The 20,916-nt window shown below is 38.6% G+C and carries 19 protein-coding genes and 3 riboswitches; of the genes, 2 read left to right on the plus strand and 17 right to left on the minus strand.

The annotated features are described in order from the left end of the window. The 12 genes from sufC to BAOM_RS20990 form a co-directional block, all read right to left on the minus strand. Entirely contained in the window at nucleotides 1-786 is a 786-nt protein-coding gene (gene sufC, locus BAOM_RS20935; RefSeq protein WP_119118479.1) for a Fe-S cluster assembly ATPase SufC, read from the minus strand. A 541-nt stretch (nucleotides 787-1,327) separates the two neighbouring features. After that, a complete protein-coding gene (locus BAOM_RS20940; protein ID WP_127761938.1) occupies nucleotides 1,328-2,176 on the minus strand; it encodes a MetQ/NlpA family ABC transporter substrate-binding protein in 849 nt (282 codons plus the stop codon). A 15-nt stretch (nucleotides 2,177-2,191) separates the two neighbouring features. Then, nucleotides 2,192-2,860: a methionine ABC transporter permease gene (locus BAOM_RS20945; RefSeq protein WP_127761939.1), complete on the minus strand. Its 669-nt coding sequence runs from the start codon at nucleotides 2,858-2,860 to the stop codon at nucleotides 2,192-2,194. Continuing rightward, nucleotides 2,853-3,887, minus strand: coding sequence for a methionine ABC transporter ATP-binding protein (locus tag BAOM_RS20950; protein ID WP_127761940.1), 1,035 nt, complete (start codon nucleotides 3,885-3,887; stop codon nucleotides 2,853-2,855). The genes BAOM_RS20945 and BAOM_RS20950 overlap by 8 nt, the downstream gene beginning before the upstream one ends. Nucleotides 3,888-4,095: 208 nt before the next feature. After that, nucleotides 4,096-4,208, minus strand: a riboswitch (SAM riboswitch). A 125-nt stretch (nucleotides 4,209-4,333) separates the two neighbouring features. Next, nucleotides 4,334-5,638 (minus strand): O-acetylhomoserine aminocarboxypropyltransferase/cysteine synthase family protein, encoded by a 1,305-nt coding sequence (locus BAOM_RS20955; RefSeq protein WP_127761941.1) that lies wholly within the window; start codon nucleotides 5,636-5,638, stop codon nucleotides 4,334-4,336. A 99-nt stretch (nucleotides 5,639-5,737) separates the two neighbouring features. After that, a riboswitch (SAM riboswitch) is annotated at nucleotides 5,738-5,840 on the minus strand. Nucleotides 5,841-5,923: 83 nt separating this feature from the next. Then, nucleotides 5,924-6,238, minus strand: coding sequence for a thioredoxin family protein (locus tag BAOM_RS20960; RefSeq protein ID WP_127761942.1), 315 nt, complete (start codon nucleotides 6,236-6,238; stop codon nucleotides 5,924-5,926). A gap of 3 nt (nucleotides 6,239-6,241) precedes the next feature. Then, nucleotides 6,242-6,616, minus strand: a complete 375-nt coding sequence (locus BAOM_RS20965) for a toprim domain-containing protein (RefSeq protein WP_180319799.1) — start codon at nucleotides 6,614-6,616, stop codon at nucleotides 6,242-6,244. Between the two features lie 137 nt (nucleotides 6,617-6,753). After that, complete coding sequence (gene gcvH, locus BAOM_RS20970) at nucleotides 6,754-7,137, minus strand: glycine cleavage system protein GcvH (RefSeq protein ID WP_127761944.1); 384 nt, start codon at nucleotides 7,135-7,137, stop codon at nucleotides 6,754-6,756. A 98-nt stretch (nucleotides 7,138-7,235) separates the two neighbouring features. Then, nucleotides 7,236-7,592: an arsenate reductase family protein gene (locus BAOM_RS20975; protein ID WP_127761945.1), complete on the minus strand. Its 357-nt coding sequence runs from the start codon at nucleotides 7,590-7,592 to the stop codon at nucleotides 7,236-7,238. A 121-nt stretch (nucleotides 7,593-7,713) separates the two neighbouring features. Further along, nucleotides 7,714-9,498 carry an acyl-CoA dehydrogenase family protein gene (locus BAOM_RS20980; protein WP_127761946.1) on the minus strand — a complete coding sequence of 595 codons (1,785 nt, stop codon included), beginning with the start codon at nucleotides 9,496-9,498 and terminating at the stop codon, nucleotides 7,714-7,716. Between the two features lie 47 nt (nucleotides 9,499-9,545). After that, a complete protein-coding gene (locus BAOM_RS20985; RefSeq protein ID WP_127761947.1) occupies nucleotides 9,546-10,724 on the minus strand; it encodes an acetyl-CoA C-acetyltransferase in 1,179 nt (392 codons plus the stop codon). Between the two features lie 57 nt (nucleotides 10,725-10,781). After that, nucleotides 10,782-13,166, minus strand: coding sequence for a 3-hydroxyacyl-CoA dehydrogenase/enoyl-CoA hydratase family protein (locus BAOM_RS20990; RefSeq protein WP_127761948.1), 2,385 nt, complete (start codon nucleotides 13,164-13,166; stop codon nucleotides 10,782-10,784). A gap of 214 nt (nucleotides 13,167-13,380) precedes the next feature. Here BAOM_RS20990 and BAOM_RS20995 point away from each other — a divergent pair, with 214 nt between their 5' ends. Next, entirely contained in the window at nucleotides 13,381-13,515 is a 135-nt protein-coding gene (locus BAOM_RS20995) for a YuzL family protein (RefSeq protein ID WP_252283586.1), read from the plus strand. A 155-nt stretch (nucleotides 13,516-13,670) separates the two neighbouring features. On the opposite strand, the gene rodA is transcribed toward BAOM_RS20995, so the two are convergent. The 5 genes from rodA to BAOM_RS21020 form a co-directional block, all read right to left on the minus strand. Continuing rightward, entirely contained in the window at nucleotides 13,671-14,831 is a 1,161-nt protein-coding gene (gene rodA / locus BAOM_RS21000; RefSeq protein ID WP_127761950.1) for a rod shape-determining protein RodA, read from the minus strand. Nucleotides 14,832-15,200: 369 nt separating this feature from the next. Further along, nucleotides 15,201-16,079, minus strand: coding sequence for a metal ABC transporter permease (locus BAOM_RS21005; protein WP_127761951.1), 879 nt, complete (start codon nucleotides 16,077-16,079; stop codon nucleotides 15,201-15,203). Beyond that, nucleotides 16,072-17,001, minus strand: a complete 930-nt coding sequence (locus BAOM_RS21010; protein ID WP_127761952.1) for a metal ABC transporter permease — start codon at nucleotides 16,999-17,001, stop codon at nucleotides 16,072-16,074. The genes BAOM_RS21005 and BAOM_RS21010 overlap by 8 nt, the downstream gene beginning before the upstream one ends. Nucleotides 17,002-17,011: 10 nt before the next feature. Continuing rightward, complete coding sequence (locus BAOM_RS21015; RefSeq protein WP_127761953.1) at nucleotides 17,012-17,764, minus strand: metal ABC transporter ATP-binding protein; 753 nt, start codon at nucleotides 17,762-17,764, stop codon at nucleotides 17,012-17,014. Nucleotides 17,765-17,776: 12 nt separating this feature from the next. Beyond that, complete coding sequence (locus tag BAOM_RS21020; RefSeq protein WP_180319800.1) at nucleotides 17,777-18,697, minus strand: metal ABC transporter solute-binding protein, Zn/Mn family; 921 nt, start codon at nucleotides 18,695-18,697, stop codon at nucleotides 17,777-17,779. A 383-nt stretch (nucleotides 18,698-19,080) separates the two neighbouring features. Further along, nucleotides 19,081-19,264: riboswitch (Lysine riboswitch) on the plus strand. A 177-nt stretch (nucleotides 19,265-19,441) separates the two neighbouring features. Between BAOM_RS21020 and BAOM_RS21025 the strand changes: the two genes are divergently transcribed. Continuing rightward, on the plus strand, nucleotides 19,442-20,893 hold the full coding sequence (locus BAOM_RS21025) for an amino acid permease (protein ID WP_127761955.1): 1,452 nt from the start codon (nucleotides 19,442-19,444) through the stop codon (nucleotides 20,891-20,893). Nucleotides 20,894-20,916 lie beyond the last annotated feature (23 nt).

Genomic DNA, 20,916 nt, shown 5'->3' on the forward strand with positions numbered 1-20,916 from the left:
TTATGCTTCTTCGCCGACAGTTTCGTCTTCAATACCTAATTCTTGTTTAATCCAGTCATATCCTTCTGCTTCTAAACGTGCAGCTAATTCTGGACCGCCAGATTTCACAACTCGACCTTGCATCATTACGTGAACGTAATCAGGAGTAATGTAGTTTAATAAACGTTGATAGTGCGTAATCATAAGGCAACCGAAATCTTCGCCGCGCATTTCATTAATTCCTTTTGATACAACTTTAAGGGCGTCAATATCAAGACCAGAGTCGATTTCATCCAAGATTGCAATTTTTGGTTCAATCATCATCAATTGAAGAATTTCATTACGTTTCTTTTCTCCACCTGAGAATCCTTCGTTTAAATAACGTTGTGCCATATCTTCATTCATTTCTAAAAATTCCATTTTTTCATCCATTTTACGAATGAACTTCATTAAAGAAATTTCATCGCCTTCTTCACGACGTGCATTAATAGCTGAACGTAAGAAATCAGCATTTGTCACTCCGCTAATTTCACTTGGATATTGCATAGCAAGGAAAAGACCAGCTTTAGCACGCTCATCTACTTCCATTTCTAATACGTCTTCACCATCAAGAGTAATGCTTCCACTTGTTACTTCATATTTAGGGTGACCCATAATCGCTGAAGAAAGCGTAGATTTACCTGTACCATTCGGTCCCATGATTGCATGGATTTCTCCGCCTTTTACTTCAAGGTTAACCCCTTTTAAAATTTCTTTACCTTCAATTGATACATGAAGATCTTTAATCGTTAAAGTAGAACCTGACATAATTATACCTCCGTGAACTAATTCCTATTTTATTTAGAAAATAATGTGTTTTATTTTCTTAACATGTATTCTCATTTTATTCTCATTACAATTTTATAACAAATTTAATTAAGAAGCAACCATTATACGTGATTTATGTCACACCTTACTTTATTACTTATTCCATTATTCCATCAACAAATATGTAAACATAAAATCAAACATCGACCTCTACTATCTTTTGTTTACGACATATTATTATACGAGAAAACATCCGTTATCACATTACACATTAATAGTTAACATTGAAGTCTCCGTGTAACACGCTGTTGATTGTTGGATGACTTCATTTGAAATCACACGTTGAGCAAAAACAAAGCCTGTTAAATAGTATTCCCATATGTATGTAAACCCAACACTTATCATTTTACCCTTCAAGACTTATCGTTGAAAGACCTTTTTCATTTAATCAGAGTAAAATAGTACTTTTTGACTTTTATCCACCCTAGAAACACTTGAAAAAGACGACTTGCCTAATTAACAAGTCGCCTTCCTTCATCACTTATTCACTTACAGGTACAACCGCACCCTTAAATTCTTTCGTGATGAAATCTTGAATTTCTTTTGAGCGTAACACTTCTACTAATGTTTTAATCGCTTCGTTGTTTTCATCTTTCTTATTTACTGCAATAACGTTTACATACGGTGATTTTGAACCTTCAATAGCAATTGAATCCTCAACAGGATTTAAACCAGCATCAATAGCGTAGTTAGAATTGATTAATACAGCGTCGCCTTCTCCATTTGCATAAATTTCCGGAAGAAGAGCAGCTTCGTATTTCGCTTCAAATTTAATATCACGTTTGTTCTCTACAATATCTTCAACTGTTGCTTTTGTTTTATCAATACCTTCCTTTAAAGTGATTAAACCGTTTTCTTCAAGTAAAGAAAGCGCACGACCATGGTCAGCTACTGAGCTGCTCATAATAAGTGTTGCACCTTTTGGAAGTTCAGATAAGCTTTTGTATTTTTTAGAATAAATCGCGATTGGTTCAATATGAATACCGCCCGCATTCACAAAATCATAACCATTCTTAGCAATTTGTGATTCTAAGTAAGGAATGTGTTGGAAATAGTTAGCATCCAATTCTCCCTCTGCTAATGTTTTGTTCGGCAATACATAATCTTGGAATGGAACGATTTCTAAATCAATACCTTTTTCTTTAAGAAGCGGCTTTGCTTCTTCAAGAATAACAGCATGCGGCGTATTAGATGCGCCAACTTTTAGCGTTGTGTTTCCTTCTGCATTATCTGCGGCTTTTTCGTCTTGATTATCTTTGTTGTCATTGCCGCAAGCAGCTAGGGCGATTGATAAAACTAAAATTAGAGCAAACCCTAAAAACTTTTTCATTCTTTTCATCCCCTCTTATCTTTTATCTAATTTTGATGTAATAAAGTCTCCAATCATTTGAATAATGAAGACAATTATTAAAATAATGATTGTTGCTACTAGTGTTACGTCATTTTGACTACGTTGGAACCCTTCTAAATAAGCTAAATTTCCAAGTCCTCCAGCCCCAATTACTCCAGCCATTGCCGTATAACCGACTAAAGCAATTGATGTAACAGTAATTCCGGAAATAAGGGCTGGCATAGATTCTGGAAGTAATACTTTCCATATAATTGTACTCGTTTTGGCTCCCATCGATCTTGCCGCTTCAATAACCCCTTTATCAATTTCACGAAGACCAATTTCAACCATTCGTGCATAAAACGGTGCAGCACCAATGATAAGTGCAGGTAATGCTGCATTTTCTCCAATCATCGTTCCGACAATCGCTTTCGTAAATGGAATCAATAACACAATTAAAATTAAGAACGGGATAGACCGAAAAATATTAACAAAAGCACTGATGATCCAATTGATGAATCGGTTTTCCCATAAATTATCCTTCCCTGTTAGGAACAAAACTAGTCCAAGTATAATCCCTAAAAAGAAAGTGGCTGCAACAGAAATCGCCGTCATATATAACGTTTCATTTGTTGCTTCAATCATCGTTTCCCAATTTATATTCGGCAATAATTCTTCAAGCATGCGTCATCACCTCCACGCCTACTTGCTGCTCTTCTATAAATTGAATAGCGCGAAGAATTTCTTCATGACTTCCATCAATATGAATAAATAGTGTTCCATAAGAGCCATTTCGTGTTTGTGAAATTTTCCCTTGGACAATATTAATATCTAATTCAAAATTACGAACTAACTTTGTAATAAGCGGACTTTCTACATCTTCCCCAACGAAAGTAAGTTGAATGACTTTTCCTTTTGGGAAACGTTCTAGCAAATTCTCGATAGTTTCTTTTGTTTCCTCTGGCTCTGTTACTTGCTGAACAAAACGCTTTGTAATCGGAGCCGTTGGGTTTTTAAATACTTCAAGGACTGGGCCTTGCTCAACAACTTGTCCACTTTCCATTACAGCGACACGATGGCAAATTTTACGAATGACGTGCATTTCATGTGTAATCAGTACAATCGTTAACCCTAAACGCTGATTAATATCGACAAGTAAATCTAAAATGGAGTCCGTCGTCTGAGGATCTAAAGCTGAAGTCGCCTCATCACATAACAACACTTTCGGATTATTTGCAAGCGCTCGCGCAATGCCGACTCGTTGCTTTTGTCCACCGCTTAGTTGAGAAGGATAAGCTTTTTCACGACCCTCTAACCCAACAAGCTTAATCAGTTCATTTACACGTTCTGCTCGTTTTTTAGCTGGAACACCCGCAATTTCAAGCGGAAAGGCAATATTTTCTTGAACTGTTCTTGACCATAATAAATTAAAATGCTGGAAAATCATACTAATCTCTTGGCGTGCTTTGCGAAGCTCAGCACCTTTAATTTTAGAAATTTCCTTACCAGCTACAACAACCGAACCTTCTGTAGGAGTTTCTAGGCCATTTAACATTCGGATCAGGGTACTTTTCCCAGCCCCGCTATAGCCAATTATACCGAAAATTTCACTTTTGTTTATCGTTAAATTCACATTATTAACCGCTTTAATGGTCTCATTTTTCGCAGTCCCTGAGCGGAAATACTTGTTGACTTTTGACAAAGAAATCACTGCACTCACCTCTATATCCAATCAACGAACTATATCATTGAAGGTAGTTGCTTTAACGAGTTGTCACTCCCGACAATATAGAGACTGTTCATCCCGCTAAAATAGATAAAACCTATTAAGATAGTAAACTCTCCTATGTAGTGATTTATATACCCTTAATAGAAAAACCTCTCTACATGAGCAGAGAGGCAGGAAAAACTAATCCTTCCTCTCATCTTTCAAAGCGTAACACTTTGTGTGAATTGGCACCTTTTCAAAGCGAGTGCTTTGCCGGTTGCCGGGCTTCATCGGGCACAATCCCTCCACCGCTCTTGATAAGAGTAACATCCTATATAATTAAATCGTACATAGATTAAGTTCATATATAATTATGTTTGTGATTTTATCACAGATATATAGGGAGTGCAATTGTCTTAGAAAAGTCGATAATTTCCGACTATTCTGTTTTATTCAACTTCTTTCGCTGCCGCAGCTATCGCTTTTTCAATTGCTTGATTCAAATCATCAATTAAATCTTCTACATTTTCAATGCCGACAGATAAACGAACTAAGTCTGCGCTTACGCCTGCTTTCAGTAAGTCAGCATCACTCAATTGTTGATGTGTTGTACTAGCTGGATGGATAATTAAGCTCTTCGCATCTCCAACATTCGCAACATGTGACCATAGTTGAACGGAATTAATTAATGCCGCTCCAGCTTCTCGGCCACCTTTAATACCAAATGTAATAATCGAACCTGCCCCTTTAGGCAAATATTTATCAGCTAATGCTTTATCCGAATGGTCTTCCTTACCTGGATATGAAATCCACTCAACGGCCGGATGTTGTTCTAAATAGTCAATAATCACTTTTGTATTAGCAAGATGCTCTTTCATTCGTACATGTAATGTTTCAAGTCCTAATGTAAATTGAAAGGCACTTTGTGCACTTAACGTTGCACCAATATCACGAAGCAATTGAACACGAGCTTTCACAATAAATGCAGCCTGTCCAAGTGCCTCGGCAAATACTAAATGATCATAACTTGGATCTGGCTCCGTAAATCCAGGGAAGTTCGGTGAATTCCAATCAAACTTACCTCCATCTACAATAATTCCACCCATCGTTGTTCCATTTCCTAGTAACCATTTTGTTGCAGAATGCACAACAATATCTGCTCCAAATTCAATTGGTCGGCATAAGTACGGAGTCGCAAATGTATTATCAACAATTAGTGGAATCCCTGCTTCATGTGCAATGTCAGCAAGTGCTTCAATATCTAATACATTTAGGCTTGGATTTCCAATTGTTTCTCCATAAATCGCCTTTGTTCTAGGTGTAATCGATTCTTTAAATTTCTCTAAATCATTTGGCTCAACAAACTTCACTTTGATTCCGTATTTAGGAAGTGTATTAGCAAATAAATTGTATGTTCCGCCATAAATAGTGGAAGAAGAGATAATTTCATCGCCTGCACCAGCAATATTCAAAATCGCTAATGTAATAGCAGCCATTCCACTTGAGGTAGCCAAAGCACCTATTCCGCCTTCTAAAAGGGCCACTCGTTCTTCAAACACACTAACTGTTGGATTATGAAGTCTTGTATAAATATAGCCTGTTTCTTTTAATCCAAATAAATTAGCGGCATGCTCTGTATCTTTGAATAAGTAAGCATTGCTTTGATAAACTGGCAATGAACGTGCTCCTGTTTCATCAACTTGCAATCCCCCATGAATACTTAATGTTTCAAAACGATAATTTTTATCTGCCATTTTTTATTCTCCCCTTCTTCTTTTACTACGGCTCTTTATGTTTCTACGAAGGAGCTACCAAAAAACAAAAACCCCTTCCTAAGAAGAGGTTATATACTCTCCTTATCTTTCAGAGCCAATACTCTGCTGGAATTAGCACCGTGTAGATTATACCGGTTGCCGGGCTTCGTCGGGCCAGTCCCTCCACCTCTCTCGATAAGTATTATTCGATTGTCGTGTAAAATTCACTACAGTCAATTTACCACTTTTAATAATCGTCCGTCAATAGATATTGATAGACTATTTTTAATTATCCAAAAATTCTTTAAGAGTCGTATATAAATAAGGAACAGATTGAAAGGCATAAATCTTCTGAATCAGTTTCCCCTCTTTATATAGTAATAAACATGGTACGCTCTCTATTTCACAATGCTTCGCAATACTAGGAAAAAAATTCATATTCATCTTTCCAATCGTTAATTGCGGAACAAGCTCTAATGCAACAGTGAGCATTTTAGAAGCAACCTGACATGTTCCACACATCGGCGTATATGCATATACACAAAAAGTGTCACCTTGCCTAGCAGCTGCTTGTACATCCGTTTCTGTCCAATCTTGCATATACTATTCATTCACCCTTTGTTCTAAAAATTGTACTTTTACATCTATATTAGCAGCGAGTAAAACAGAAGCAAGATGATATAAAGGCGCACTCGCCACTTCCTTATACATTTTATTAATATACATATGCCTTGCCTCTGGTAATTCTCGCTTAAATTGTTTTCGAAGCTTTTCTCCTGATTGATCTGCATCAAAGAAAATATATACATCGCGGTCTTCAAATTCTTCTACGAACTCGTCAAGCTTGACTTGTGAAATCGTTCCATTTGTACAAACAACTTCAACTTCTTCATTTAATACAAGCTGAACTCTTTTCTTATCAGAACTTCCTTCGACAATGATTACTTTATCGGATTCTCTCCATTCCACGGTAATCATCCTCCCCACGAGTTATAATAGATGAGCTAAAAGTGTACGAAATATCTCTCTGAAACAAATAGTGTTCACACTATATATTTAACAAAACCTTCTTTTAAAAAAGAGAGCAGGCCAATATAAGCCTCCTCTCCTTGTAATTAACCTTCGTTTGTCATTTCCTCATATTGTTCAGCTGTCATCAATTGTTCGATTTCGCTGCTATCAGATGGTTCTATTACAATCATCCATGCTTTTTCATATGGTGATTCGTTTACATACTCTGGACTGTCGCTAAGTTCCTCGTTTACTTCAACTACTTTTCCGCTAACTGGTGCATATAATTCAGAAACCGTTTTTACAGATTCTACACTACCAAATGGCTCGTCTGCTTTTAATTCAGTTCCAACTTCAGGAAGCTCTACAAATACGATATCCCCTAATTCAGATTGAGCAAAGTGTGTAATACCAATGCGAGCGTTGCCGCCTTCTACTTTTACCCACTCATGTTCTTCAGAGTAACGCAATTCTTTTGGTGTTGTCATTTTAATTCCCTCCATACTATGTATTAGTTAATCTTTTCTATTATAAGATAGATTATACAATATGATTGTTTATAATAAAGATTTTCCAATAAAAATTCTTATTTCCATGTTTGTTCAAATTGATCTTCTTTAAATCCGACTGTTACTTTATCGCCATCTGTTACAATTGGTCGCTTCAATAACATCCCATCTGTCGCTAAAATATCAAGCAGCTCTGTTTCAGTAGCATCCTTTAGACGATCCTTTAAACCTAACTCACGATATTTTTGCCCGCTTGTGTTAAAAAATTTCTTTAACTCAAGGCCACTTTTCTTATAAAGTGTTTCAATTGTAGCTCTAGAAGGAGGATTTTCGACAATGTGGATTGTTTCATGTTGAAGTTGATGACTATCGAGCCATTTTTTCGCATTGCGACACGTGCCGCATTTTGGGTACCAATAAAATGTTAAGCTCATTATTTCACCTCCTAGAGATAGAATAACTGTTTTTTCCTCTGTTTACAAACCTTTTACCTCTGTACAGTAAAAAAGAGAATACCTGTCATGATATTCTCTTCTTCTATTCACTTAAGAGCGTTTACACCACATATTTCTCTGCTTCGATTAGTTTAACGGAAGCCTCGCGTTTCTTCGCAATAACATTCGTTGGGGTGTGACGAGTCAATTTACGAAGAGAAGCAAGGAAAATTCGCAGTGTGTCTCCTGTTTCGACTGCAATTAGTGTTTCTTTTGCATGCTGTTCGATTTGATTAAAGGCTTCTTGCACAAAGATTTGTGTGTACAGCAACTTTTGTTGACTCTTTTCTATCCCTGTTTTAGCAATGGCTTTTTCTGTACGAAGAATGACAGACTCTGCTGCATAAGCAAGCGAGGCAATGTCCGCAATATTGACGAGCAGCTCTTGCTCTTGCTCAAGCTTTGTACCGAATTTTTGAGCCGCTAATCCTGCTGCTAAAATACCCATTTTCTTTGCATTTCGCACCAAGGCTTTTTCTTGCGCTAATGGTTCATCACCAATTTCTTCTGGCATGAGCATCATAAGCTCTTCTTGCAAGCTTTGTGCTTTTTGAAGAAGCGGCAACTCGCCTTTTAACGCCTTTTTCAAAAATGTACCAGGTACAATCAAGCGATTAATTTCGTTTGTTCCTTCAAAAATACGGTTAATGCGCGAATCACGATACGCCCTTTCGATTGGATATTCTTGCATAAATCCATAACCGCCATGTAGTTGAACCCCTTCATCCACCACATAATCTAATACTTCCGATGCAAAGAATTTATTCATCGAGCATTCAATTGCATATTCTGCAATAGAATCTGCTACAGCTTTACCATCCTTTATTTGTTCATCTGTAAGCTGCCCCATTCGCTGTTCAAACAATCCAACTGTACGATATACAGAGCTTTCAGCTGCATAGATTTTAGAAGCCATTGTTGAAAGCTTTTCTTTCGTTAAATTAAAAGAAGAAAGACGAGTCTTAAATTGCTGACGTTGATTTGTATACGCAACTGTCGTTTCAAAGGCTGACTTCGCTCCGCCTACCACGCCTACCCCTAATTTATAACGGCCAATATTCAAAATATTAAAGGCAATGACGTGTCCTCTGCCAATTTCGCCAAGTAGATTTTCCACCGGAACTTGTGCATCTTCTAAAATTAATGTACGAGTAGACGAGCTTTTAATCCCCATTTTCTTTTCTTCCACACCCGTGGATACGCCCGGATAATTACGTTCTACAATGAAAGCCGTAAATTTCTCACCATCAATTTTAGCATAGACAACGAATACATCAGCAAAGCCCGCATTGGTAATCCATTGCTTCTCGCCATTCAAAATATAGTGGGTACCTTCCGCATTCAACTTTGCCGTCGTTTTTGCTCCAAGTGCATCCGATCCTGAACTTGGCTCTGTTAAAGCATAAGCAGCCAGCTTCTCACCTGTAGCAAGCAGTGGAAGATATTTTTGTTTTTGCTCTTCATTCCCGAATAAAACAATTGGTAAAGAACCAATACCAACATGTGCACCATGAGAAATACCAAAACCACCCGCTGGTGCTAGCTTCTCAGCGATTAAAGCCGAGCTGATTTTATCAAGCCCTAATCCACCGTACTCTTCCGGAACATCAGCCCCTAGTAATCCAAGCTCACCTGCTTGCTTTAATAGTTTTACAGAGCGTTCGAATTCATGATTCTCTAAGTGTTCTACTTGTGGGAGCACTTCATTGACTAAAAAGTCTTCCGTTGTTTTTGCAATCATTAATTGTTCATCGGTAAAGTCTTCCGGTGTAAATACACGCTCACAAGAAATTTCTTCAACTAAAAACCCGCCGCCTTTAATTAACTTTTCTATTTGATTAGACATCCGATTACCCCCTATTTAGTGATCCATCATTTACGGCTTCCACTTGATTAAGCTAGTAATTCAAACACACCAGCAGCGCCCATACCGCCGCCAATACACATCGTTACAATTCCAAATTGTTCATTGCGTCGTTTCATTTCATGAAGCAACGATAAAGTCAACTTCGCTCCTGAGCAGCCAAGCGGATGTCCTAGGGCAATCGCTCCGCCATTCACATTTACAATCTCTTCATTTAATCCAAGCTCACGAATAATTTGAATTGATTGGGAAGCAAATGCTTCATTTATCTCAAACAAACCGATATCTGATAATTCAAGGCCTGCTAATTTTAACGCTTTAGGAATGGCTGCGATTGGTCCGATTCCCATCACTTCAGGCGGAACACCTGCAACGGCAAAGGAACGGAACTTACCAATCGGCTTTAAACCTAGGGAGGTAGATTTCTCACGATCCATGACCATCACTGCTGCAGCACCATCACTTGTTTGTGACGCGTTCCCAGCGGTTACAGTTCCTGTCACTGAAAAGGCTGGGCGCAGCTTTCCTAGTACTTCAGCCGTTGTATTTGCTCGCACTCCTTCATCTTCCTTAAAGCGAAATGACGTTTCTTTTAGTTTTAAATCCGGACCTACCGAACGAACCGTTACATCTACGGGCACAATTTCATCAACAAATTTACCTGCTGCAATCGCTTTAGCCGCTTTTTGATGACTTCGTACTGCAAATTCATCTTGATCTTTGCGGGAAATACCATACTTCTTCGCTACTTCCTCCGCGGTATGTCCCATCCCCATATAATATTGTGGAGCCGTTTCCGCTAGCCTTGCGTTAGGACGCATAACATGGCCAGTCATCGGAACCATACTCATCGACTCCGCTCCGCCTGCAAGAATGGTATCGCTTTGCCCCAGCATAATTCGTTCCGCTCCATAAGCAATGCTTTGCAAACCGCTTGAACAATAACGATTAATCGTGATGGCTGGAACCGTATGCGGCAAACCTGCCAATGCTCCAATATTTCTAGCCATATTTAAACCTTGCTCTGCTTCAGGCATCGCACAGCCCATAATTAAGTCATCAATATTGCCTTCATAATTTCCAGCACGTTTTAATGTTTCTTTCACAACAAGAGCCCCTAAATCATCCGGTCGTACAGTCGCAAGAGAACCTTTCTTCGCTTTTCCTACCGGAGTCCGCGCTCCAGCTACTATAACCGCTTCTCTCATGCAGATCCCCCTATCCATATTAAAATGCTGCTCTATCAAACTATTCTTATCGTTCTATTAGTTACGTAACGGCTTCCCTTTAATAAGCATATGCTGCATTCTTTGCTGAGATTTCGGCATAGAGATTAATCGTAAAAATGCTTCTCTTTCTAAGTTTAATAAATATTGCTCATCGACTTCCGTTCCAAATGGAAGTTTTCCTCCCGATAATACATAAGCAAGTTCTTTAGCAATCACCATGTCATGTTCAGACAAATAGCCGGACAGTCTCATCGCTTCTGCACCAAGCAATAGCGTTGCATAGCCGCTTTCACCAACTACCGGAACTTTTTCACGAACAGGCGGTGTATACCCTTGTTCATACAGGGAAAGGACAACTTGTTTAGCATCATATAATTGATGATCCGGATTGACACTAATGCCATCGGCAAAGTTCAAGAAGTTCGTTTCACGAGCTTCTGCTGCAGACGTAGAAACATTCGCCATCGCCACTGTTTCAAACACTTTATTAGCAACTTGTTGAATATCTACAGATACTCCTTTTGGAAGCCCTTTTAATGCTTTCATATACAGCTCTTTCGTTCCACCACCGCCAGGAATTAAACCGACGCCTGCCTCAACAAGACCAATATACGTTTCCGTTGTGGCTTGAATCCGAGCGGCTGGTAATGATACTTCCGCTCCCCCCCCAAGTGTCATATTGAATGGTGCAGCTACTACTGGAACAGCACTATATTTAATTTTGAGCATCGCATTTTGGAATTGCCTAATGACGAAATCTAATTCAAAAATATTGTCATCTTGGGCTTCCATTAACATCATCGCGATATTGGCTCCAACGCAGAAGTTTTTACCTTGGTTTCCAATGACTAACCCTTTATAATTAGCTTCCGCTTCATCTACGGCGACATTAATCATTTGTACAATGTCTAGACCAATCGCATTGTTCGGTGAAGTAAATTCAAGTAGAATAACACCATCACCAATATCCATTAAACTTGCTCCACTATTTTTCTTAATAACCCCTTTTTGCTTTTTAATAGTCTGTAAATGAATGACCCTTGGATTTTCAATAACTTGTTTATAGCTACCGTTGTCGTAATAAGAAACAATACCGTTCTCTTCTTTATAAAAAGTTTCATGTCCGGCAGCTACAAAATCTTTTAGCCATTGCGGTACAGCGATTCCTTCTTGTTCTAAACGAGCTACAGACTGCGCTATCCCAATCGCATCCCATATTTCAAACGGCCCAGCTGACCAGCCAAATCCCCATTTCATCGCCTGATCTAAATCTACAATTGTTTCAGCAATTTCACCAAGTAGTTGAGCAGAATAAACAAGCGTTGGCATGACTATATTCCATAGCAGTTGACCTGCACGATCTTCGCTGTATACAAGCGCTTTCATTTTATTAGCAAACCCTTTTGTTTGCTTTGCTATCTCAATGGATGGTGCTTGTAATTTTTTTCTTTCTTCATACTGTAGTGTTTCAGGATTTAGCTCCAAAATTTCCTTACCTTTTTTCAGAAAAAATCCTTGCCCTGATTTGCTGCCTATCCAGCCTTTTTCAAGCATTTTCTGCATAAAATCCGGTGTACGAAAGACTTCTTGCTCATCGCCCTTTACTTGGTCATAAACATTTTTGGCAACATGTGCAAATGTATCCAGCCCAACGACATCAAGCGTGCGGAATGTCGCACTCTTCGGTCGGCCGATAAGCGGACCTGTGATAGAATCCACTTCTCCTACGCTGTAACCGCCTTTTAGCATTTCACGAACAGTCACGAGTAAGCCATATGTGCCAATACGATTTGCAATAAAGTTCGGTGTATCCCTTGCTTCAACAACACCTTTACCAAGCACATTTTCACCAAATTCCCTCATAAAAGCAAATACCGTGGAATCGGTTGCTTTCGTTGGTATAATTTCCAATAACTTCAAATAACGCGGAGGGTTAAAAAAATGCGTGCCAAGGAAATGCTTTTGGAAATCTTCTGAACGTTCCTCTGCCATCGCTTCAATAGAAATTCCCGATGTATTTGAAGAAACGATACTGCCCGGTTTCCGAAACTGATCCACTTTTTCAAATATGCTCTTTTTCACTGCCAAATTCTCTACAACGACCTCAATGACCCAATCAACATCTTTTAACCGTTCTAAATCATCCTCAAAATTTCCTGCTTCAATGAATGCTAGATTTTTTTTGGATGTTAACGGTGCTGGCTTTTGCTTTAATAGCTTTGAAAGCGCCGTTTGACTGATACGATTTCGAACGGATTTATCCTCAAGCGTTAGCCCTTTTTTCTTCTCATCCTCTGTGAGTTCCCGAGGAACCATGTCTAATAATAAAGTCGGAATGCCGATGTTAGCGAGATGTGCCGCAATCCCTGATCCCATAACTCCTGATCCTAAAACAGCAGCCTTTCGTATTTGTCGCACCAAGCTCATATCCCCCTTACGCAGTGTATTGAATGAATACTCATTCATTTTTCAAGCAAAAAAAAGCAAAAAAAAGTGAAAATCTTTTGTTACTTTTAATAATAGGATATTTATGTAAAATTTTCAATGATTAAACAGTAAATTTTTCAAGTTATTTTTTGATTATTTTCACACCAATTAGAAAACATAAAAGGAGTGATTACTGGAGGTGACAACAATTATGAAGCAGAAACATCAACCATCGAAAGCTGCTGTTAGTGCAGCCAGCGTCAAAGGCGATGCTGGACCTGGCGGAGAAAATCGTCATGGAAAAAATAAAGTAAACAGTCAAAATAACCAATTTAAAAAATAGGATAGCGTGAATCATGTAGTTTCAAGACTCATTACAAGTCTTTATCTAAACTAAAGGTTTGTTATAAGAAGATGTTGAGTTTTGGCTCCTACCGTTTTACCAACAATATTATTTAATAGAACCTAAATTAAAAAAGTCGACAAAAGTCGACTTTTTTAGAACATATATTTCTTATGATGATAACGAATACTGAAGATTAAGCCCATCGCCATCATATTTCCCATCAACGAACTACCTCCATAGCTAATAAAAGGCAGCGGAATCCCTGTAATCGGCATAACTCCGATTGTCATCCCAATATTTTGGAACACGTGGAACGTCAGCATACTAATTACACCGACACAAATATACGTGTAGAAATTATTTTTCGTTTCCATCCCTGTTTTCGTAATATGATACACCAATAGGAAAAATAAGCTAATCACAATACTAGAACCGATAAAACCATATTCTTCACCAATAACGCTGAAAATAAAATCGGTTTGACTTTCAGGTAAATATACCTCGCGTGAGCCAAGTCCTTTTCCAAATGTTTGACCTGAACCAATTGCAAGTAACGATTTAATTAAATGAAACCCTTCAGCACTTGAATAGTTATACGGATCCAACCAAGAATAGATACGTCCAAACTGATACTCTTTAACACCTAAATATTTCTTAATTAAATCAGGCTGCCATAAAATAAAATAAAAAATGGTAGAAATAAGCAAAACCGCTGTTGAAACAATCGGCAGCAATATTTTCCACGATATTCCTGAAATAAAAATCATCCCTGCCAAAATAGCACATAGTACAAGAGAGGTTCCTAAATCCGGCTGTTGCATAATGAGGAGTAACGGCGCCATAGTAACTAAAATTAATTTACCGAGCAGCCATAAATCCGTTTCAATTGTTTTCAACGAATTTTTCAAATGATGTGTGTGAATGACATTTGCAAGCGCCAAAATGAGGAATACCTTCATAAACTCCGAAGGCTGAATCGTACCAAACCCTGGGAATTTAAACCAACTTCTTGCTCCATTAATTCGAGGGACAATGCTTTCTGGCATAATGATGAGCATTAGGAGTACAAACAGCCCAAAGCCGTATGCATACCAAGATATTTTCTTTAATTGATCAGAGTCTAATGTAATGACTCCCAAAACAATCCCGACTCCAACCATATAAGAAATAATTTGTTTCAGTAAAAAGTTACTTGAATATTGTCCTGTTGATTGTGCACTATAAATGGCTACACAGCTTGTAATACACAGTAACAATAAAATGGTAACTAACCCAAAATCTATACGCGACGAAAAATTATTTTGTTCCTGCATACTAACTCTCCCCTAGCAAGGATCTTACTGTAGATATAAAGTAAAATAACACACTTACTCATTATACTTTATACAGTCAAAATCACAACTATATCGAAGGAGAAGTTATAAGAAAAGCGGAATCGGCTCGACCAGCTCGTGAAGAAAATAGGGAAAGACCCGGAAGGAGCCCTTTGCCTTTCAAGGGCTTTCATCTTTTTCACAGCGAGCTAGACATTAAGAAAAGCGCAAGCTCCTTAATTCTTCTTAAAAAACATAATGCCTCGCCCCTTAAACAGAAGCAGCTTATGTCCAGAAAGAACTAATCAGCTTACGCTAAACTTCAAAACTGTGAGCTAAAAATGACCTAAGTGAATACCCGTACATCATTTAGATGCTCTTAAATGAAACTTTACGACGCCAAACCCGGCTAATCAGCCCATGGCTCGGTGAGAATAGAAACGCTAAAGTAAAAAATAGCGCCGCAGCACATACCATACATCCAGAAATCGAAGCATCTAAAGCAGTCGCTACGTAATAGCCGACTACCGAGCTTAAAATGCCCACAACCATGCTGATTATAATCATTCGATGTAATTGATCTGTTAATAAATACGCTGTGGCAGCCGGAATAATAAGCATACCCACGACAAGAATCGCACCGACACTATCAAAAGCTGCGACCGTTGTTACGGAAACAAGGCTCATTAATAAGTAATGAAAAAACATCACGGGAATTCCCATTGCTGCTGCCAGCGCTGCATCGAATGAACAAATTTTAAACTGCTTAAAGAATACAAAGATGAGAACTATATTAATGAGGAAACTGCTTCCAACCATCCATATGGCCCTCGGGCCCATATCCTGACCTGCAATCGTCATCATATGCCACGGCGTATACGCAATCTCCCCATACAAAACATGTTCTAAGTCAAAATCAATTTGCTGCGTATACAAACTAACTAATAAAACACCGATAGCAAAAAGCGATGTGAATACAACACCAATCGCTGCATCCCCCTGAACACCTGAGTTTTGAAATAGTTGAATCAAAAAAACAGTTAATAGCCCAAGTAGCGCAGCTCCCATTAACATGAAAATAGATTCTCTTGATCCACTCCACAGAAACGCTAACACAATTCCAGGCAATACGGAATGACTAATCGCATCCCCCACCATCGCGATTTTTCTGACCACTAAAAAACAACCGACAACACTACAAGAACAAGCAACAAGTGCTCCAACAAGGATAATCCAAAAATCATTCATAGCGATGCACTCCTTGTTTTTGCAGTTTACGCATTAATTCATATTTCCGTTTCGTATCTCCCCTTCGCCAAAGCTTCGCTACCACGCCGCGATTCGGAGCAAATAATAAGGAAAGTACAAACCACCCCGTTGCCGAAAGAACAATCAGTGGACCGGTGGGTAAATTGTTCACAGTTGCGCTGAGCAGCGTACCACTTATTCCACTTACCATACCAAACACACCAGATAATATCACCATTACATGTAATCGCTCTGTCCAATACCTAGCTGAAACAGCTGGTGTGATGAGTAAAGCTGCCATCAATACAACGCCAACCGCTTGAATTCCAGTCACAACCGCTCCAACAATTAATAGCATAATGATATAATCCAATAACAAGACAGGTAAACCGATTCCCTTTGCAAAACCTGGATCAAAAGATAAAAGTTTAAATTCTTTAAAAAACAGCGTACAAACTAAGATTAAAACAAGCGACACCCCCATCATCACATACACATCGGTCATGACCATAGAGGCCGTCTGTCCAAACAAAAATTTATCCAATCCACTCTGATTTCCGTAAGAACTTTGTTGAATTTGTGTTAATAAAACAATACCTAATCCAAAGAAAGAAGATAATACAATCCCAAGCGCCGAATCTTGCTTAATTCGACTATATTTTGTTAATACACTAATGAAGAATACCGCAATCATCCCAGCAATAGCTGCTCCAAAAAGAAAGAAAGAAATCGATTTAACCCCGGTTAAAATAAAAGCGATACAAATACCCGGAAGCGCTGCATGAGCAAGTGTATCTCCAAGTAAAGACTGTTTTCTAAGATAAGCAAAGCTTCCAATAACACCACTACTTAAACCGAGCAAAAGCGTTCCAAGTAAAATCCACTGTGTGTTCGGGTCACGAAGGACCTCTAATATACTCATTGATTCCACCTCAATTTATTAACAATCCTGATTGTGAATCAGATAAAATCGCAAGTTTACCGCCGTACGTTTTTTGTAAATGCTCCGGAGTAAACACCTCTTCTGTCGGTCCTATTTGAATAAGCTGTTTATTCAGTAGAATCGTCCAGTCAAAATACTCTTTTACTGTTGAAAGATCATGATGAACGACAAGCACCGTTTTGCCACTCTGCTTTAGCTCCATAAGCAATTGAATAATCGCTTTCTCTGTTGCTGCATCCACACCAACAAATGGTTCATCCATAAAATATAAATCGGCTTCCTGCGCCAAAGCTCTTGCTAAAAAAATTCGTTGCTGTTGCCCGCCTGATAGCTGACTAATTTGTCGATTTGCATAATCAACCATCCCTACTTTGTCTAAGCACTCTAACGCCTTTTGCTTTTCCGCCTTGCCAGGGCGCTTTAGCCATCCTAAGTGGCCGTAACGCCCCATCATCACAACATCTAAAGCATTCGTCGGAAAATCCCAATCAACAGATTCACGCTGCGGCACATAGCCTACGTTTTTTCGCATCGCTCTATATGATTTTCCCTGAATCGTTACTTTCCCGGAAATGCGCGGAACAAGTTCTAAAATTCCTTTAATTAAAGTGGATTTCCCTGCCCCATTTGGCCCGATAATCCCAATTAACTTACCTTCTGGTACTTCAAAAGAAACAGATTCAATAACTGGCTTTTTATGATAAGCAATTGTAAAATCTTCTACCTTTAATACATTAGGCATCCAAACCCCTCCTTATTTCAACGCATTTACAATCGTATCGGTATTGTGACGCACCATTCCAAGATACGTTCCTTTTTCTGTTCCTTTTTCTCCCATTGCATCTGAGAATAATTCTCCTCCAATTTTCACAGTATGCCCTTGCTTTTCAGCCCCTTGAATAACGGCTTCGATTGCTTTTTTAGGAACACTCGTTTCTACGAAGATCGCTTTAATTTGTTTTTCTACTAAGTAATCACGTAAATCTGTGACATCTTTAGAACCGTATTCGGATACGGTATTCATTCCTTGCAGCCCTTTCACTTCTAATCCATACGCTGCACCGAAATAGCCAAATGCATCATGCGCTGTAACAAGTACACGTTGTGATTCTGGAATCGTATTGATTTCAGATTGAACATATTCATGTAGTTCTTTTAATTTCTCAATATATGCTTCATAATTTTTTTGGTAACTTTCTTTATTGGCTGGATCTTCCTTTATTAATGCTTCATTGACCGTATCGGCAGCTTGCATCCACAGCGTAACATCAAACCAAATATGCGGATCATATTGCCCAGCCTTTACTTCATGCAGTTCTTCCTTAGCAATATCTTTAGAAACCGCAATCGTCGTTTTTTGCTCGCCCATTTGCTCAAAAATCTCTTCCATTTTCCCTTCAAGATGAAGACCGTTATATAGAATCATATCTGCCCCATCAAGTGTCTTGACATCTCCTTGAGTTGCTTTGTATAAATGCGGATCGACTCCTGACCCCATCAAACTTGTCACCTCGACATGCTCTCCGCCAATATTTTGAGCTAAATCTCCAATCATTCCCGTTGTCGCCACTACTACAAGCTTGCCCTCCGTTTGATTATCCGTCTCCGTTGAACACCCGACTAATAAAAGAAAAACAAACATAACACTCGCCATTGACTTCCATATGAATTTCATAAACATCCCCCTTTTTCGTGTAGTTATAAATGTTTCCTTAATGCAAAAATAAGAATAAAAAAATACAGATTGAACCACTTTTGATGGTCAAGCACTAAAAAGTTTCCTTAGGTAAACTTATTTTATAATATACATAATTTATATGCAAAAGTGCAACCCTTTTTTACTTTTTTATTGAATTACCTAAATGATTTATATTCCAGAATAATAATAGAATGCTTTGAGAAATCAGTTGAAAATATTCACAAAACAGCTATTTATATTGAATATTCAGAAAACTGAAATCGTAACTATAAGCCATTTCCAATAAGTTATCATTGCACTATTTAAATCACTAGATTATAATTCTACTATAATAAAAAAATGCATATTTCCTCATTAACCGATGGGGTAGAGGCTGCGGCTTATAAAAGTAGAACGAGTGAGATACAAGAATATCAATGACTTCGTTTAAAAGGATAAGTTGCCGAAGCAAGACGATTTTCTTGGGGTCATCTTGCTGGTGGTGTGACCGAATAGGCACATTACTGTCACGTTGCTGAAACAACGTGGGGAGCTATCTTCGGAAGGATTACACGGGTTTATAGAAAACAGCCGTCGATCTTTCGATGGCTGTTTTTTTTATACTTTAAGAAAGTTTAACTTCTCTTAAATATAAAAAAGACATCGACTTTCGCCATTAGGAGCGATAATTCGTGTTTTTCTAATGTCCTTTCCTTCTAATTTAAAAGGAGTGTTACATGTATGAAAAATTCAAACTTATCAACACCCCCTTCCCAATTAAAACGGAATCTAAAAGCTCGTCATTTAATGATGATTTCTTTAGGTGGAACAATTGGGACTGGTTTATTCCTAGCTAGTGGAGGAGCTATTCATCAAGCTGGACCTGGCGGAGCACTTGTTGCATATGCAGCTATTGGGCTTATGGTGTACTACTTAATGACAAGTCTAGCCGAAATGGCCGCCTTCATGCCAGTTGCAGGTTCATTCCGCGTATACGCATCTAAGTTCGTTGATCCATCCTTTGGCTTTGCCATTGGCTGGAATTACTGGTATAACTGGGCCATTACAATTGCTGCAGAACTAGCGGCCGTTGTTCTTATTATGAAGTTCTGGTTCCCGGACAGCCCGTCTCTTCTATGGAGCGGATTGGCACTAGTGATTATGTTTTTATTCAACTACTTATCCGTTAAAGGCTTTGGGGAAGCGGAATTTTGGTTTGCCATGATTAAAGTTGTAACGGTTGTAATCTTTATTGTTACCGGAATCCTTATTATTTTTGGCATTATGGGAGGAAACGATCCAATCGGGTTCTCTAACTTCGTGGCAGATGGTGGTCCATTTAACGGTGGATTTTTCGCAATCCTTGGTGTATTCATGGTTGCCGGATTCTCTTTCCAAGGAACTGAACTGCTTGGCGTAACAGCAGGAGAAAGTGAAGCCCCTGAGAAAAATATTCCTAAAGCTATTAAATCCGTATTCTGGCGCATTATTTTATTCTATATTTTAGCCATTCTAGTTATTGGTATGATTATTCCATTTACAGATGCCCGTCTGTTAAGTGATGACGTTGCGGTTAGTCCATTTACACTTGTATTTGAAAGAGCCGGTCTTGCTTTCGCTGCTTCTGTTATGAATGCAGTCATTCTAACATCTGTATTGTCCGCTGGAAACTCTGGTATGTACGCATCTACGCGTATGCTTTGGGATTTAGCCCGCGATGGAAAGGCACCTAAATTCCTTGGTAAATTAGACAAACGCGGCGTTCCTGTGAATGCCCTTATTGTCACAGCATTAGTCGGTACACTTGCTTTCTCCGCTTCTTTATTTGGAGATGGCGTCGTTTATATTTGGCTATTAAATGCTTCGGGTATGGCTGGTTTTGTAACATGGGTCGGAATTGCTATTGCTCATTATCGATTCCGTAAGGCTTACATTGCTCAAGGACATAGTTTAGATGATTTACCATATCGTGCAAAAGGATTCCCGTTCGGCCCAATATTAGCATTGGTTCTTTGTATCATCATCATTATTGGACAAGGATATCAAGCGTTCTCAACGGACGGAATTGACTGGAATTCTATGCTTGTCTCGTACATTGGCTTAGTCCTATTCTTCATTGTATGGATTGGGTATAAAATTAAACATAAAACAAAATTAATTCCTCTTGAGGAATGCGACTTTAAAGCTGAATAATATTAAAGAAAGAACCTGATATT

Origin of the sequence: Peribacillus asahii (genome assembly GCF_004006295.1) — a bacterium.
Lineage (GTDB): Bacteria > Bacillota > Bacilli > Bacillales > DSM-1321 > Peribacillus > Peribacillus asahii_A.

What these genes read in the sequence shown, in the direction of transcription:
- BAOM_RS20945 (WP_127761939.1), bottom strand. Translation starts at nt 2,860, where the DNA reads ATGCTTGAAGAATTATTGCCGAATATAAATTGGGAAACGATGATTGAA.
- BAOM_RS20965 (WP_180319799.1), bottom strand. Translation starts at nt 6,616, where the DNA reads ATGATTACCGTGGAATGGAGAGAATCCGATAAAGTAATCATTGTCGAA.
- BAOM_RS20955 (WP_127761941.1), bottom strand. Translation starts at nt 5,638, where the DNA reads ATGGCAGATAAAAATTATCGTTTTGAAACATTAAGTATTCATGGGGGA.
- rodA (WP_127761950.1), bottom strand. Translation starts at nt 14,831, where the DNA reads ATGCAGGAACAAAATAATTTTTCGTCGCGTATAGATTTTGGGTTAGTT.
- BAOM_RS20980 (WP_127761946.1), bottom strand. Translation starts at nt 9,498, where the DNA reads ATGTCTAATCAAATAGAAAAGTTAATTAAAGGCGGCGGGTTTTTAGTT.
- BAOM_RS20940 (WP_127761938.1), bottom strand. Translation starts at nt 2,176, where the DNA reads ATGAAAAAGTTTTTAGGGTTTGCTCTAATTTTAGTTTTATCAATCGCC.
- BAOM_RS21020 (WP_180319800.1), bottom strand. Translation starts at nt 18,697, where the DNA reads ATGAAATTCATATGGAAGTCAATGGCGAGTGTTATGTTTGTTTTTCTT.
- BAOM_RS21010 (WP_127761952.1), bottom strand. Translation starts at nt 17,001, where the DNA reads ATGAGTATATTAGAGGTCCTTCGTGACCCGAACACACAGTGGATTTTA.
- BAOM_RS20975 (WP_127761945.1), bottom strand. Translation starts at nt 7,592, where the DNA reads ATGAGCTTAACATTTTATTGGTACCCAAAATGCGGCACGTGTCGCAAT.
- BAOM_RS21005 (WP_127761951.1), bottom strand. Translation starts at nt 16,079, where the DNA reads ATGAATGATTTTTGGATTATCCTTGTTGGAGCACTTGTTGCTTGTTCT.
- sufC (WP_119118479.1), bottom strand. Translation starts at nt 786, where the DNA reads ATGTCAGGTTCTACTTTAACGATTAAAGATCTTCATGTATCAATTGAA.
- BAOM_RS21015 (WP_127761953.1), bottom strand. Translation starts at nt 17,764, where the DNA reads ATGCCTAATGTATTAAAGGTAGAAGATTTTACAATTGCTTATCATAAA.
- BAOM_RS20985 (WP_127761947.1), bottom strand. Translation starts at nt 10,724, where the DNA reads ATGAGAGAAGCGGTTATAGTAGCTGGAGCGCGGACTCCGGTAGGAAAA.
- BAOM_RS20960 (WP_127761942.1), bottom strand. Translation starts at nt 6,238, where the DNA reads ATGCAAGATTGGACAGAAACGGATGTACAAGCAGCTGCTAGGCAAGGT.
- BAOM_RS21025 (WP_127761955.1), top strand. Translation starts at nt 19,442, where the DNA reads ATGAAAAATTCAAACTTATCAACACCCCCTTCCCAATTAAAACGGAAT.
- gcvH (WP_127761944.1), bottom strand. Translation starts at nt 7,137, where the DNA reads ATGACAACACCAAAAGAATTGCGTTACTCTGAAGAACATGAGTGGGTA.